The following is a 15587-nucleotide window of genomic DNA, read 5'->3' as shown; positions in this document are numbered from 1 at the left end:
TACACAAGAAGATTTAATTGCTGGTAATTGATCGAACAATATTGCCAAGAAAAATGGGCGCTCTTATTTCAGAAATACTCACTATTTTAGAAGGCAAAGTGTTTTTGACATTAGGTTATCATTGGCAAAATCAAAATCTCTGTCATCCATCTTCTGTCTATAGTTAAAACTCAGAATAATTCCTATTTGCTCTGACGAATTGTACTTATCGAGAGATGTCAAAGCCCCTCAAACTTCGCTACAACCAAAAGAGAGAGGCTTTACAAGATGGTGTCAAGCAATGGCAGACAAACCCCAAAAAATAGAGGTGAATAAATTAGTTAATTCACCCAGAGAAACTTCAGAAGCAGGAATTCAGGCTCAATCATCAATAGAAAATGAACCGTCTATAGTAGAGTCTTTTGTTAAAACTGTTGTTCAGACTAGCCAAGCAGTTTTAGATACAGCAGTAGGGGTGGGAGAAGCGACGGCAAAAGAAACACACAAGTTTATTGAGCAAACAACTCAAACCAGCGGTCAGTTTGTGAATCGCCTCAGCGAAAATTGGCTGATTAGAAAACTATCTGGAGTCTTAAATCTCAATTGGCTGATTAACGATAGTAACCTTGTTGATTTAGAACAAGCAGAAGCGGCGGTAAACAAGCTTAAAAAACAGTATCCAAATGAATTACCTAGCCAGCTTGCTCACCGCATCATGGTGGAAAAAGCAACTCAAGCAGGGACAGTGGGACTAGCCACTAGTATTTTGCCAGGAATAGCAGTGGCATTATTGGCAATTGATTTAACAGCCACAACAAAATTGCAGTCAGAAATGCTTTATCAAATTGCATCTGTCTACGGGCTAGATTTAAAAGATCCTGCCCGTAAAGGTGAAATTTTGGCAATTTTTGGGTTGGCTTTGGGTGGAGGGCGTTTGTTGAAAGCTGCGGGATTAGGCTTGCTGCGAAATGTGCCCTTGGCGGGTGCAGTTATTGGAGCTAGTTCAAATGCAACGATGATCTATTCATTGGGGTATGCTGCTTGTAGATTTTACGAAACCAAGCTGGATGAATCTACTTCTCTGGCATCGCCACAGACATTAGCAACATTAAAAGCCGAAAGTGAAAAGTATCTAGAAAGTGCGATCGCTCAAGAAGCCATCATGGATCAAATCTTAGTTCACATGATTTTGGCTAGTCATCCAGATAAGACTTTGGAAGAAATTTTGCCAGAATTACAAGCTGTAAAACTCAGTCCTACCTCGTTGGATGCCATTGCCCAAAATATCAAATCACCTAAGTCTTTAGATATACTGCTCAATCAGCTGAATCGTGATTTTGCTATACCCTTGCTCGTTCAGTGTGAAAAAATTGCCCAGCTTGACAATAAGACTACACGACTTGAGCAAGAAATAATAGCAGCGATCGCCAGAAAATTTAACATTGATACAACAATTGGGGCATAGGGAATGGGGCATGGGGCATGGGGCAAGAAGCAGGACGTAAAAGAATCTGACTTTTCACGGTATCTGGAAAACCTCTCTCTAAATCTCTCTCCTAAAAGGAGAGAGACTTTGAATTTTCCCCCTTCCCGTGTCGGGAAGGGGGTTAGGGGGTTAGGTTTTTAGTGGACTTTTCCACATAACGCAAAAAGTCAGGTAAAAGAATGGAGATCATAGCTTCTTTAACGAGGATCAAAGACTCGTTAACGGAGTTCTGAGATGGATTAACGAGGATCAAAGACTCATTAACGGAGTTCTGAGGTGGATTAACGAGTATCAAAGACTCGTTAACGGAGTTCTGAGGTGGATTAACGAGGATCAAAGACTCGTTAACGGAGTTCTGAGGTGGATTAACGAGTATCAAAGACTCGTTAACGGAGTTCTGAGGTGGATTAACGAGGATCAAAGACTCGTTAACGGAGTTCTGAGGTGGATTAACGAGTATTAAAGACTCATTGACAAGTGCTATTTATACTAATTTATTAACTTATACTTGCTGACTCCTGCTCCCAATGCCCCATGCCCCATGCCCAATGCCCAATACCCAATACCCACTCCCCTCAGCATGAAACAAGAATTTTGAGCAATACTGGTACAAGAAGGAATATTTACACAAAATCCCAAAATGACAATTCAACCTAGTGATAAGCCTTTACTAGAGTGGGCAGGCGATAGTTTGGCAATTGGATTATTTGAAGATGCAGTAGAGTTAACCGGAGAACTAGCTACTTTAGATCAAAAGTTTTCTGGGGTATTAAAAGAACTGATTACTGAAGAAGAATTTAAAGGTAAAGCCAATAGCACTATTTTCACCCGTGTAAATGCTGGTAGCCCAGTGCGGAAATTGATTTTAGTAGGTTTAGGCAAACCAGATGCACTAAAACTAGATACTCTGCGCCGCGCTGCTGCGGCTGTAGCCAGGGTAGGAAAAAAGCAAAAAAGCAAAATTTTGGGTTTTAGTTTTCCATTGTGGAATAACGATCCAGCAGCGAGTGCCCAAGCGATCGCAGAAGGTGTGGAATTAGCACTTTACCAAGATATTCGCTTTAAATCAGAACCAGAAGATAAAGGTTCACAAATAGAAAGTGTAGATTTACTAGGTTTCGGTGGGCAAGAAGCCGCCATTACCCGCGCCAATCAAATTGTTTCTGGGGTAAATTTGGCACGGCAATTAGTCGCAGCACCAGCCAACGCAGTCACACCAATTACCTTAGCCGAAACTGCTCAAGCGATCGCCAAGGAATACGGTTTACAACTAGAAATTCTAGAACGAGAAGACTGTGAAAAGTTGGGCATGGGTGCATTTTTGGGAGTAGCCCAAGCTTCCGATTTGCCACCGAAATTTATTCACCTAACTTATAAGCCAGAAGGTACACCCAAAAAGAAATTAGCAATTATTGGCAAAGGTTTAACCTTTGACTCCGGCGGACTCAACATCAAAGGTGCTGGTAGCGGCATCGAAACCATGAAAATTGATATGGGCGGTGCAGCTGCCACCTTGGGCGCAGCAAAAGCAATAGCTCAAATTAAGCCAGATTCGGAAGTTCACTTCATCTCAGCGGTTACTGAGAACATGATTAGCGGTCATGCCATGCGCCCAGGAGACATTCTCACAGCATCAAACGGCAAAACAATCGAAGTGAACAACACCGACGCAGAAGGACGTTTGACCCTAGCAGATGCTTTGGTGTATACCGACAAATTGGGATTAGATGCGATCGTTGATTTAGCCACCCTGACTGGTGCCAATGTCATTGCCTTGGGTGAGGATATTGCTGGTTTGTACACTCCCGATGAAGCTGTCGCTTCCCAAATCGAAAAAGCTGCGGAAAGTTCAGGAGAAAAGATTTGGCGGATGCCAATGGAAGAAAAATATTTTGAAGGACTAAAATCTGGTATCGCGGATATGAAAAATACAGGGCCGCGTCCAGGTGGTGCAATTACCGCAGCCCTTTTCCTCAAGCAATTTGTCAAACAAACCCCTTGGGCGCACATAGATATTGCTGGCCCAGTGTGGACAGATAAAGAAAATGGCTACAACAGCGCTGGAGCAACTGGCTACGGCGTTCGGACGCTAGTTGATTGGGTGCTGGGAAGTGGGGAATAAGGAGTAGGGGAGCAGGGGGGCAGGGGAGAATAATTAATGCCCAATGCCCAATGCCCAATGCCCAATGCCCCATGCCCAATGCCCTACTCCCTACTACCAAACAATTCGTGCTATCTTGAGCTTGCCAGCAAATATTGTTGCAATAGTAACAGAATTAATTTGGCGGTCAGAAAATTAAGCTTTTTCGGGCTTTGCCATCTGGTAAAATTTGTAAGGTTTCTAGAAGCTGTGAGCAATGGGATCGACTCGCGTACGGATCGCAATTGACGCAATGGGAGGGGATCATGCACCCGGTGAAATCGTTGCTGGCGCATTGCGAGCAAGAGAAGAATTGGGTGTAGATATATTGTTGGTTGGCGATCCCCAACAAATAGAAGCTGCCTTGCCATCAAAAACAAGTTTAGGGCAGGTAGAGATCGTGACTGCTGAGGAAGCGATCGCAATGGATGAGGAGCCTTTAAATGCAGTTAGACGCAAACGCAAGGCTTCTATCAATGTGGCGATGGATTTAGTCAAGCAGCAAAAGGCAGATGCCGTATTTTCTGCGGGTCACTCTGGGGCCGCTATGGCATCAGCTTTGCTCCGCTTAGGAAGATTGCCAGGAATCGATCGCCCAGCGATCGGGACAGTTTTTCCCACAATTATTGCTGGTAAGCCAGTGCTGGTACTTGATGTCGGTGCTAATGTAGATTGCCGCCCCAAGTTTTTAGAGCAGTTTGGCGTTATGGGGTCAGCTTACAGTCAGTATGTTTTGGGTACACCTGAACCGAAAGTGGGTTTGCTGAATATCGGTGAAGAAGACTCGAAGGGCAATGATGCAGCCGTCCGCGCCCACCAACTGCTACGCGAAAATTCCCAAATTAATTTTATTGGCAATGCTGAAGGGCGTGATGTGCTTTCCGGCCGCTTTGATGTGATTGTCTGCGATGGCTTTGTGGGCAATGTATTGTTAAAATTTGCCGAAGCCGTTGGAGAAGTGATTCTGCAAATTCTGCGGGAAGAATTACCCCAAGGATTGCACGGTCAAATCGGTTCCGCACTCTTAAAACCCAACTTGAAGCGGATTAAGCAGCGAATGGATCACGCAGAACATGGTGGTGCTTTACTGCTAGGCGTGGCAGGAGTCTGTTTTATCGGTCACGGTAGTTCCCAAGCACCTTCAATTTTTAATGCAATTCGCATGGCAAAAGAAGCTGTTGACAACGAGGTGATACAACGAATTCAGTCCCAATATATCCTAGAGCGCGAGAGCGGTTAGTCATTGGTCATTAGTCATTGGTCATTAGTCATTGGTCATTAGTCATTGGTCATTTGTAAAGGACAACTGACCAATGACTAATGACAACTGACAAAGGACAACTGACAATTGGACTTTGGACAAAAGACAAAAAGCTGATAGCTTGGGAGATTAGGAGTGCAAAACTTAGGCGTAGCGATCACTGGAAGCGGCTCGGCAGTACCAGCAACTTCCCTACACAACGAGACATTGAGTGAACTAGTTGAAACATCAGATGAGTGGATCGCGACAAGAACGGGAATTCGTCAGCGTCGATTAGCTCTGCCATCTGAGTCCTTGAGCGCACTCGCTACTGCCGCCAGCAGTCAGGCGATCGCAGCTTCAGGAATTAAACCAGAAGACCTAGACCTGATTTTGCTAGCGACTTCCACCCCTGATGATTTGTTTGGTAGTGCTTGTCAAGTGCAGGCTAAATTGGGAGCTACCAACGCAGTTGCCTTTGACTTGACCGCTGCCTGTTCCGGCTTTGTTTTTGGTTTGGTTACAGCAGCCCAATACATTAGAACTGGTGTCTATAGAAATGTACTATTGATCGGGGCAGATATACTCTCTCGCTGGGTAGATTGGGAAGATCGGCGGACTTGTGTATTGTTTGGTGATGGTGCCGGGGCAGTGGTGTTACAGGCTGCCAAAAGCGATCGCTTATTAGGATTTGCACTTAAAAGTGATGGTACTCAAAACCATTACCTCAACCTTGCTTATACAGGTACTTCCCAAGAACTGTTGACTGATGTAAATATCACCAAAGGTACTTACCAACCGATTACGATGAATGGCAAAGAAGTTTACCGCTTTGCTGTACAAAAAGTGCCAGAAATAATTGATAAAGCCTTGTTTCAAGCTAACATCAGCGTCGATCAAATAGATTGGCTGATATTGCATCAAGCTAATCAGCGGATTATCGATGCCGTTGCCCAACGCCTAAATATCCCAGAACATAAAGTTATAAGTAATCTTGCTCAGTACGGCAATACCTCAGCTGCTTCCATCCCCTTAGCTTTAGATGAAGCAGTACGACAAGGTAAAATTAAACCCAATGACATCGTTGCGACATCCGGCTTTGGTGCCGGTCTTACTTGGGGCGCGGCAATCTTTCAATGGGGAAGATAAATATTTTGTCATTAGTCATTAGTCATTTGTCCTTTGTGAATGACAAATGACTAATGATAAATGACCAATGACCACTGACTATTGACCAATGACAAAAACTGCATGGGTGTTTCCCGGACAAGGTTCCCAAGCGCTGGGAATGGGAATGGATTTACTAGATATACCGTCCGCTAAAGACAAGCTTGCCAAAGCTGAGGATATTTTGGGTTGGTCTGTGACTGAAATTTGTCAAACTCAAGAAGAGAAGTTATCACAGACGCTGTATACTCAGCCAAGTCTTTATGTGGTCGAAAGCATTCTTGCTGACCTGCTTCGAGAACGAGGACACCAGCCAGATTTAGTTGCTGGCCACAGTTTGGGGGAATATACTGCTCTTTATATAGCGGGTGTCTTTGAGTGGTCAGCTGGTTTATATCTGGTGAAGCGTCGTGCAGAACTCATGGATAATGCCGTCGGTGGGATGATGGCAGCTTTGATGAACTTTGACCGCGAACAGTTAGAAAAAGTTATTGCTCAAACGCCTGATGTGGTAATCGCAAATGATAATAGTTCGGCTCAGGTGGTAATTTCAGGCACTACTGAAGCTGTACAAGCGGTGATGACTCAAGTTAAAGCAAAACGTGCTATTCCCTTAAAAGTTTCTGGAGCATTTCATTCACATTTAATCGCACCAGCAGCTGCGGAATTCCAAGATATTCTAGAATCTGTAGAATTTCAGCCAGCTATTGTGCCAGTTTTGTCTAATGTCGAACCAATTCCGTCCATTGATGCTGGTATTTTAAAGCAACGCCTGAACAAACAAATGACTGGTTCTGTAAGATGGCGAGAAATTTGTCTGCAATTACCAGCCAACGGTATCCAGCGAGTAATAGAAATTGGCCCTGGTAAAGTGCTAACTGGCTTGATTAAACGTAATAGCCCTGATTTAATATTAGAAAATATCCAGAGTGCTGCTAATTTGCCTGGTTAATTTTTTTAGCTTATATCGGTAGGGTTACGACAAATTCTGCGCCCTTTCCTAATGTGGAATTACAATCAAGTTTACCTTGATGTAGTTCAGTCGCAATTTGATAGCTGATAGATAAACCCAATCCAGATCCTTTACCCACATCTTTAGTTGTGAAAAAGGGGTCAAATAATCTTGTTAAAGTTGTGTCTGGAAATCCAAGACCATTATCTGCAATGGAAATCTTGATTTGGTTTTCAGATACCAAGCAAGTATGAATCCAAATTAGGCGTGCGCTGCTGATTTGCATCTTCTAAGGCATCAATAGCATTAGACAGAATATTCATAAATATCTGATTGAGTTGTCCGGGGTAGCAGATCGCCGGAGGCAAGTTACCATAGTTTTTTATCACTTCTATGACTAGACACTGCGATTGCTCTTTCAGATGATGTTGCAAAATCAATAACGTACTATCATTCCGGAATTGCAATTACAAATTCTGTACCCTTACCCATAACTGAGTTAACGCTCAATTTTCCGCCGTGGGTTTCTTCAACAATTTGCCGAGCGATCGCTAATCCTAATCCTGTCCCTTTCCCCACGGCTTTTGTAGTAAATAAGTGGTCAAAAATCTTTTGTTTTACTGATTCACTCATTCCCTTACCATTATCAGCGATCGCAATTTCCACGCCTTCACTTTTTTGGGAAGTTTTAATTATAATTCGGTTGGGATTGGCCTTAATTTCCTGAAAACTCTGTTCTGTATTTGATTCATCTAGCGCATCAATGGCATTTGCCAGAAGATTCATAAATACTTGATTTAATTGTCCAGGAAAACATTCAACCTTAGGTAAATTGCCATAATCAGTTATCACTTCAATTGCTGGACGTTGTTCGTTTGCTTTCAGGCGATGTTTGAGAATTAAAATCGTACTGTCGATACCTTCATGGATATTAAACGGCACTTTGTAATCTTTATCAGCACGGGAAAAAGTTCTTAAACTAGTGCTGATATTTTCCAGGCGATCGCACGCCATCACCATTGAATCAATTATCTTGGGTAAATCTTCTAAGGTATAATCTAAGTCAATTTTTTCGGCATGGTCTTTGATTTCATCACCTGGATTGGGTAGACTTTCTTGATATAGTTTCAAGTGTTCAACAATATCAGTAAGGGTGGGTTTAGCTTGTTGGAGGCTGGCATAAATAAAGCCCAAAGGATTATTCATTTCATGAGCTATCCCTGCAACTAAATTACCCAGTGCCGACATTTTCTCACTTTGAACAACTTGTAATTGTGCTTGTTGTAAGTCTTGTAATGCAATTCCTGCTTGTTGATATAGTCGAGCATTTTCTAGGGATATTGCTGCTTGAGACGACAGGAGGTTAATTATCCTGAGGCGATCGCTAGTAAATACGCCAGAAGTTAAGCTATTTTCTAGGTAGAGAATCCCCACCATCAGCCCTTGATTAAGAATTGGAGTACAAAATACACTCAGAGGCTGATGTTGCAGCATATACTTGCCAATTAAACCAGGAATATCTGTTTTACAATTATTAATTACAACTGTTTGTTGGGTATTTTTGACGTAATGAATAATATTTAGGGGAATATCTTGACAATTGAAGAGTGATTGTGGCTCAAGAATGGTTTGTATTTCCTCATGAGCAATAAAGGTAATTGCCCTAACTTGCCAAGTATCACCAGACACTTGGCTCAACGGGGGCAACCCCCGCACGGCAGTGTCCTTTTCTTGTGGAAGAATTAGTGCAGATTTGTTCGCGCCAGAGTTTTCTAGGATAATACGGGTGAGACTGGCGATGAGTGTGTCTAATTCTAGAGAACTGGAGATAGCTTGAGCGGCTTTGAGGACAGAGGTAAAATCTAGAACGTCGGGAATACTGCTGCTGCTAGTGCTAGAAGTGCGAAAAGATGAAGAAGTGCCATCAAAGCTAATAGTTTCTAGGGAGTTGAGGTCAATTCGTTGCTGTTGCAGAATGGATTGGAGTAGTTGCGGATAGCGTTTTTCTAGGTCTTCTATTTTGGCTTTTGCACCCCAACGAGCGTAACAGTAGTATGCTTCTTGCATATATGCTTGGGCGACTTTTTCTTTACCCCAATCGAGATAAAATTTGGCTACTAGTTCATTGCTAAGTGCTTCTTCGTTAACGTACTCGTTTTCTTTGGCGAGGGAGATGGCGCGATCGTAATGTTCAAGTGCTTCTGTTTTATTTCCCAACACTCGTTGTTTTTCAGCCTCAACTAAATGCCATTTATGCAGATGATTCATGGGAGCATATTGCGCCCATTGGTACAGAGTGGTTTGATGGATTTCTACCTGGGCGAGAATTACACAAAGCTCAATTTCTGACTTGGGAAATAGTGCCAGGTGCGTCAGGGCAGCATAGAAATAGAAAATCGGCGCAAAAATCACTCCTGCTACTGCGATCAAATACTGCTGGGCTTGGTCAATGTAGTCGCTCGCAGCCTTGTAGTTACCAAAAGAATAGGCAAGTAAAAGTTTGTGGATATATATCTCAGCCATCACCGAAAGTTCATTAGCCTCGCGATGCTTGGGAATCATGATTTCATCATAGATAGTGCCACTCAAACAATCCGGCTGAATCCGGGTTTCCCTGAAGTTCTCTGCCGTCCGCCGCATAAGATTTAAATGGGTCTGAGCAGAATGTTGCTTCACCTGAGTCAAGACAGCGTTGTAATTTGCTATATCTGATTCCCAATTGCTTAGTTCAGCACCACTCCAAAAGCCGGCATAGCTGTAACAGCAAACGTTATAACCAGCGTGTAAAAAATCGCCAGTTTCCATACCAGACGTAAAACCAAGTTTCAGTGTCGATATCGTTGCCCTAAAGCTCTCTTGGCGATGCTGAATAAAGCCACCAAACAAAATTAGAATCATAGATTTGAATTCCCCCACATCAAACCGATCGAGCAAATTCAATGCCAATTGCCCAAAGCCATAGCCTGTTTCGATCTCTCCCAAAAAGGTACACAGCACCATTCCGTGAAGCACATACCCCACCGTGGAGGCGGGTGTATTCCCAAACTGAAGCGATAGACTCACCATTTTCGAGCTAACTAGGGGCAATAAACCCGGTATTATCTGGATAATAGGTGAAAACAACATTCCTAACAATTGTATGGCTGCTTTTGCTTTGGGATCAGTCATCACTGGTAGGTCAGCCAGTTCCTCAATTCGTTTGCCTTCGAGTTGACTGGCAAGAACTTGTAGAGCTTTAGCAATCTCAGCATCGTTTAGCTCGATAGATAGCTCAACTCCCAATTCTAAGAGTGCATCTCTGCCCAGTGTAATAGCTTCTAATAGTCTGCTCTGGGCTGTCTGGGCAGCAATTTGAATTTCGTAAATTTTAATTTTGTCTAAAATCGTCTGGGCTGATTGCAACACCTGTACTGCTATCTGTTCCATACCATCAAAGTCAGCATTCAAGTAGGCGGCTTCGGTAGCGGCAACATAGAGACTCAGGGTCAATTCATATTGATCTTGCCAGCAGTTGGCCGTGAGTAGCTCAATCCCAGTCTGTAAATAGACTCTGGACGCAGTGTATGCGGTAGAATTTTTAGCTTTACCTCCTGCTGCCAAGTTAAGTTGAGCCAAGGCTTCTCGTTCGTTTGATTCGGTAATTAACTCTTGTCCTAGATTCAAATGCCCGACAATATCAAACAGTTTTTCCTCTTGTTCTCTCACAGAGGAATTTTGTAAAAGTAATTGGCCAATCTGGAGATGAGTTGCTTGTTTTTGGTTATCAGGAATTAGAGAATAGGCAGCTTGTTGCACCCTGTCATGTAAAAATCTATATTTGGCTAATTGTTTATTGGTATTCCCAGTTGACAGCGCCAATTTATCATAATCTTCTCCCTGATAAAACTTATAAACATCACTAATGGGTAAAATCAACCCTTCTTGTAAAGCTTTCCATAAACTAGCAGCTGTTTCAACTTCTGATTCTTCGGAAACAATTGCCAAAGTTGTTAAATTAAATCGATTGCCGATACAAGCTGCTAACTGCAACACCTTTTGAGTTGATTGAGGCAGTCTTTGTAATTGAAATACCATGAACTTAACAACATCATCTGTAACCGCTTGTTGATTTATTTGTGTGATATCATATTGCCACCCCCCCGTAGCCCCCCCTTGGTAAGGGGGGGTTGGGGGGGTGAATTCAATTAATCCATCTTGGTGTAATGCCTTGAGAAACTGAATAGCAAAAAATGGATTACCTTGAGTTTTTTGAGATATCAGTATAGAAAGAGGTAATGCCAAATTTTCTGTACATTTAAGTGTCTCAGCAACTAATTGATTCACTTGTCCTTGACTCAGTGGTGCTAAAGTAATCGTATTAATTGTGGCTGCTGTTTTTTGAATCTCATTCAAAGTCAACATCAAAGGATGTGATGGGTTGACTTCGTTATCACGATAGGCACCAATTAAGAAAAGATGCTTTGTATCAGCCATTAATAACTGCATTAAATTCAGGGATGCTGAATCAGCCCATTGCAAATCATCTAAAAATATTACTAATGGATGTTCAGCACTAGTAAAGACTTGGGTAAATTTCTGGAATAATAAATTAAATCGATTTTGTGCCGCAGTTCCTGATAATTCTGTCGCAGGTGGTTGTTGACCAATAATTCTTGATAATTCGGGGATAACTTGAATAATTACCTGTCCATTTTCTCCAATAGCTGCTAAAATCTGGCTTTGCCATTGCTGGATTTGAGCATCGCTTTCTGTTAACAATTGCCACATTAAATCCCGGAAGGCTTGCACAAATGCACTGAAGGGAATATTCCTTTGAAATTGGTCATATTTACCTTTGATAAAATAACCGCGTTGTTTGACAATTGGTTTATGAACTTCGTTAACTACAACAGTTTTACCAATACCCGAAAAACCAGCTACCAGCATCATTTCTGTCGCACCAAGGCTAACTCTTTCAAATGCTTGGAGTAGGTTTTCTACTTCTGTTTCTCGCCCATAGAGTTTATCAGGGATAATAAAGCGATCGCACACATCCCTTTGGGCAATTTCAAAGTTCTCAATCTTACCAGTTTCTTGGAGTTGAGTTAAACAATCTTCTAAATCAAATTTAATTCCTAATGCACTCTGATAGCGGTCTTCGGCATTTTTCGCCATCAATTTCATGACAATATCTGACAACACTTGCGGAATCTCTTCACTTTTGACTTTTGACTTTTGACTTTTAACTTCCCGAAGGGATGGTGGAAATTTTGCAATATGACAATGTACTAACTCCATTGGGTCATTTGACTGAAACGGTAATTCACCAGTCAGTAATTCGTAAAAAGTTACGCCCAAAGAATAGAAATCCGTGCGGTAATCAATCCCCCGATTCATTCTGCCAGTTTGTTCTGGGGAAATATAAGCAAGTGTCCCTTCTAAAACATTGGGATTGATGAGTGTTTGAGTTTCTCGTGGCAGTAAAGATGCAATACTAAAGTCAATTAATTTAACTTGTTTGGTTTCGGGATTAATTAAAATATTGGCGGGTTTAATATCTTTATGAATAATCCGCCAGCGGTGGAGTATCTCTAAGGTATTGCATAGTGCGATCGCAATTAGTAAAAACTCTTGGAGAGACGCGATATATTGCATTCCTACCGAGGCGAAATAATTTTTAAGAGAAATCCCGCCAAAGTCTTCCATCACCAACGCATAGCCATTTTGGTATAGTTCCAGGCTATAATTTTGGATGATTAGAGGTGAGTTAAGATTTTTAGCTATAGTGTACTGGTTGCGAAACTGCACTAGTTCACTGAAACTGGGATAAGGATTTTTCAGCAGTTTAATCACTACAGGTAATGAGTCAGTCTCTCGAAACCCTCGATAAACCATTGTTTTAGAACCATTGTAGAGTTCTTCACTGATGCGATATCCGGGAATACTGACTGTAGTGCTATCCATACTGCAAAATCCTAATATTTTATGGATTTAGTATTCCCAAATGGTGAACCAATTCATCTGCACAGCTTTTTTGCGTTTGCTCTGGGCCTTGCGATCGCTTATGCTAAATTCAGTTTGATTTGCATTATCTTCTGTGGACAAAAACCGCGAACCGTTTATCAGTCTGGCACTTTACCACGCCTTTAAATGGTCAGTAGTCAGCCCCATGCTTCACGCTTACTTTCGGGGCCAGATTCATGGTACGGAAAATGTCCCCCAATCAGGGCCGTTATTAGTAGTAAGTAATCACGCTAGTTACTTTGACCCACCGATTGTCTCTAATTGTGTACGTCGTCCTGTGGCGTACATGGCTAAAGAAGAGTTATTTAAAATCCCTGTTTTGGCGCAAGCGATTAAACTGTACGGTGCTTACCCGGTGAGTCGAGGAAGTGCCGATCGCAATGCTATCCGTTCCGCCCTAGAATATCTCAATAATGGTTGGGCTGTCGGTGTTTTCTTGCAAGGTACTCGCACCCCAGATGGTCGAATTACAGACCCCAAAAGAGGCGCACTGCTGCTGGCTGCGAAAGCAAAAGCCCCAATATTACCAGTAAGTGTCTGGGGTACTGAGAAGATTTTACAAAAAGGCTCGTCCCGACCTCATGCAGTTCCCATCACTGTGAGAATTGGTAACTTGATTGATGCTCCAACTTCCAGTAATAAAGAGGAATTGGAAGGATTGACACAAAAGTGTGCCACGGTAATTAACGAAATGCATGATTTAGGGCGATAAGCTAGACAAGCTCAGATAACGCAGTTTGCAAGTAAATAAGGTATAAAATGCAGGACTAAAAATCATAATATAAAAAGTTTCTGCCCCCTGCCTCCAAACCAGTAGCTTTGTACTTCATACGAAAGAAAACTGCTGTATATGCTTTAGGGAGGTAGCGATCGCCCCTTAATCTCTGTATGTTTAAGGTCAATCTGCTCTAGCAATGACATTAGACTTTGTGCTTAAATGCAACTGCTAGGCAAATCTACCAGCAATTTCACTCTAAACAGCATTATGAGCGGCTTTGAAGCCAAGAATTTTTGGGAGCGATTAAATAATCTGGCATTAGTCCGCTTTTTGCTTTTAGTTGCTTCTGGCTGGGCAATTGTACAGCTTTTAGCTTACTTTGAAGCAGTCATTGTTATTTTTACATTTGCGGCAATTTTGGCTTTTTTACTCAGCTATCCTGTACAAGGGCTGCGGCGTTTTTTGCCCCACGGTGTAGCTGTTGGCTTAGTTTTCTTACTCAGTATTGTGATTATAGGCGGTCTGATAATTACCGTGGGCTTAACGGTTTTATCTCAAGGACAAGAATTAATTGATAGTATCACTGTGTTTTTAAATTCTTTAGTACCTTTATTAGAAGGACTAGAAGCATTTTTGCGAAGCCGTAATTTACAAATAGATTTAAGTTTCATTGAAGAACAATTGCGGAATCAAGCTGTATCAAGTCTTGTGACTAGTTTGGCTATCTTGCAAGGGTTCATGACGAATTTTGTGACTTTTATATTGATTGCAGTTGTGGCTTTCTTCATGCTATTAGATGGAGATAAATTGTGGAATTTGATTTTAAAAATAGTCCCCAAACATCGCCGCAATAGATTTACAAATATAATCAGGCGGTCTTTTCTAGGATTTTTTAGACGACAGTTATTATTAAGTGCATTTCTCACAAGTACAACTTTCCTAGTTTTCTTAATATTAAAAGTACCTTTTGCTTTGATATTATCAATAATAGTCGGTTTTCTTGATATTATTCCTGGCATTGGAGCGACATTAGGAGTAAGCACAATTACTTTATTTGTCTTATCTCAAGGTGTTTGGTTAGCATTGAAAGTCTTGATAGCTTGTATTGTCCTACAGCAGATACAAGACAATTTAATTTCGCCTCGAATTATGCAAGATGCGCTAAATCTTAATCCTGTAGTGATATTTTTTGCTTTGCTAGTAGGTGCCAGAGTAGCAGGATTATTAGGTGTTTTTATATCTATTCCAATTGCGGGAGTAATTGTATCTTTATTTGAAATTGATGAAATGAAGTCAGAAGTTTAGCTAAAAGGTGAAAGAGACGCGATTAATTGTGTCCTTACAGGAGTTAGGAGAGACGCGATTAATCGCGTCTGTACAAGAGTTTGGAGTTTTTAAAAGTAGCAATTAATGTAAAATAATTTATTAGCCAAGACAAATTGAAGAATGATGTCGGATTTAAAAGCGGAATTAACAGAAATTTTGGATGAGGCAGAGTGGGAGTGGCTAATTCCTCATGTACAACGAGATGCAGTAATTTTGGTAGCACCGGAGTTAAACTTAGTGGATGTTGGAGTAGCGATCGCCAGTGATAACATTCCATCAGTAGAACAGTGGATTGATGAGCAATTAATTACCAAACCCACAACAGTACAGGTGGGAGAATGGAATCTTGAGCGCAGTAAGCGATTTAATACTCTCATCGTTCAACCTTACGTTTTGGTGAAGGAAATAGTCGCTACTTAAATTAGTTTCCGTATTGTTTTCGATGACAGTTTGTGTTAAGGTAATTTCTCAAGAAAGATAGCTTGACGTGCTATTTATTACTTGGTGATTACCACACACTATCTGGCTGATTTGAATAAAGCGAAATTTTCTCCTTTAAGATTTAGCCATCTAGGA

The 15587-nt window shown here is 41.7% G+C and carries 11 protein-coding genes; 9 read left to right on the top strand and 2 right to left on the bottom strand.

Annotated features, from left to right (window positions below; all coding sequences use genetic code 11):
• Positions 1-280 precede the first annotated feature (280 nt).
• The 6 genes from HWQ43_RS23125 to fabD all read left to right on the top strand — a co-directional run bounded on the left by HWQ43_RS23125 (position 281) and on the right by fabD (position 6964).
• Entirely contained in the window at positions 281-1444 is a 1164-nt protein-coding gene (locus HWQ43_RS23125; protein WP_292738323.1) for an EcsC family protein, read from the top strand.
• A 661-nt stretch (positions 1445-2105) separates the two neighbouring features.
• A complete protein-coding gene (locus HWQ43_RS23120) occupies positions 2106-3587 on the top strand; it encodes a leucyl aminopeptidase (protein ID WP_292738322.1) in 1482 nt (493 codons plus the stop codon).
• Positions 3588-3630: 43 nt separating this feature from the next.
• A complete protein-coding gene (locus tag HWQ43_RS23115) occupies positions 3631-3765 on the top strand; it encodes a hypothetical protein (protein WP_292738321.1) in 135 nt (44 codons plus the stop codon).
• Positions 3766-3822: 57 nt separating this feature from the next.
• Entirely contained in the window at positions 3823-4845 is a 1023-nt protein-coding gene (gene plsX / locus HWQ43_RS23110) for a phosphate acyltransferase PlsX (RefSeq protein WP_292738320.1), read from the top strand.
• A gap of 156 nt (positions 4846-5001) precedes the next feature.
• Positions 5002-5994: a beta-ketoacyl-ACP synthase 3 gene (locus HWQ43_RS23105; protein WP_292738319.1), complete on the top strand. Its 993-nt coding sequence runs from the start codon at positions 5002-5004 to the stop codon at positions 5992-5994.
• A gap of 88 nt (positions 5995-6082) precedes the next feature.
• Complete coding sequence (gene fabD / locus HWQ43_RS23100) at positions 6083-6964, top strand: ACP S-malonyltransferase (RefSeq protein ID WP_292738318.1); 882 nt, start codon at positions 6083-6085, stop codon at positions 6962-6964.
• Between the two features lie 10 nt (positions 6965-6974).
• Here the strand turns inward: fabD and HWQ43_RS23095 are convergent, their stop codons facing one another.
• A complete protein-coding gene (locus tag HWQ43_RS23095) occupies positions 6975-7250 on the bottom strand; it encodes an ATP-binding protein (protein WP_292738317.1) in 276 nt (91 codons plus the stop codon).
• Between the two features lie 164 nt (positions 7251-7414).
• Positions 7415-12907 carry an ATP-binding sensor histidine kinase gene (locus tag HWQ43_RS23090; protein ID WP_292738316.1) on the bottom strand — a complete coding sequence of 1831 codons (5493 nt, stop codon included), beginning with the start codon at positions 12905-12907 and terminating at the stop codon, positions 7415-7417.
• A 133-nt stretch (positions 12908-13040) separates the two neighbouring features.
• Between HWQ43_RS23090 and HWQ43_RS23085 the strand changes: the two genes are divergently transcribed.
• From HWQ43_RS23085 to HWQ43_RS23075, 3 genes are all read left to right on the top strand, one after another.
• On the top strand, positions 13041-13679 hold the full coding sequence (locus HWQ43_RS23085; protein ID WP_292738315.1) for a 1-acyl-sn-glycerol-3-phosphate acyltransferase: 639 nt from the start codon (positions 13041-13043) through the stop codon (positions 13677-13679).
• A gap of 273 nt (positions 13680-13952) precedes the next feature.
• Positions 13953-14990 (top strand): AI-2E family transporter, encoded by a 1038-nt coding sequence (locus HWQ43_RS23080; RefSeq protein WP_292738314.1) that lies wholly within the window; start codon positions 13953-13955, stop codon positions 14988-14990.
• 144 nt (positions 14991-15134) lie between these two features.
• Complete coding sequence (locus HWQ43_RS23075) at positions 15135-15431, top strand: DUF2288 domain-containing protein (protein WP_041565097.1); 297 nt, start codon at positions 15135-15137, stop codon at positions 15429-15431.
• Positions 15432-15587 lie beyond the last annotated feature (156 nt).

Origin of the sequence: Nostoc sp. JL31, assembly GCF_017114965.1 — a bacterium.
In the GTDB taxonomy this organism is placed as follows: Bacteria; Cyanobacteriota; Cyanobacteriia; order Cyanobacteriales; family Nostocaceae; genus Nostoc; species Nostoc punctiforme_A.
This window is presented reverse-complemented; position numbering and strand designations above follow the sequence as displayed.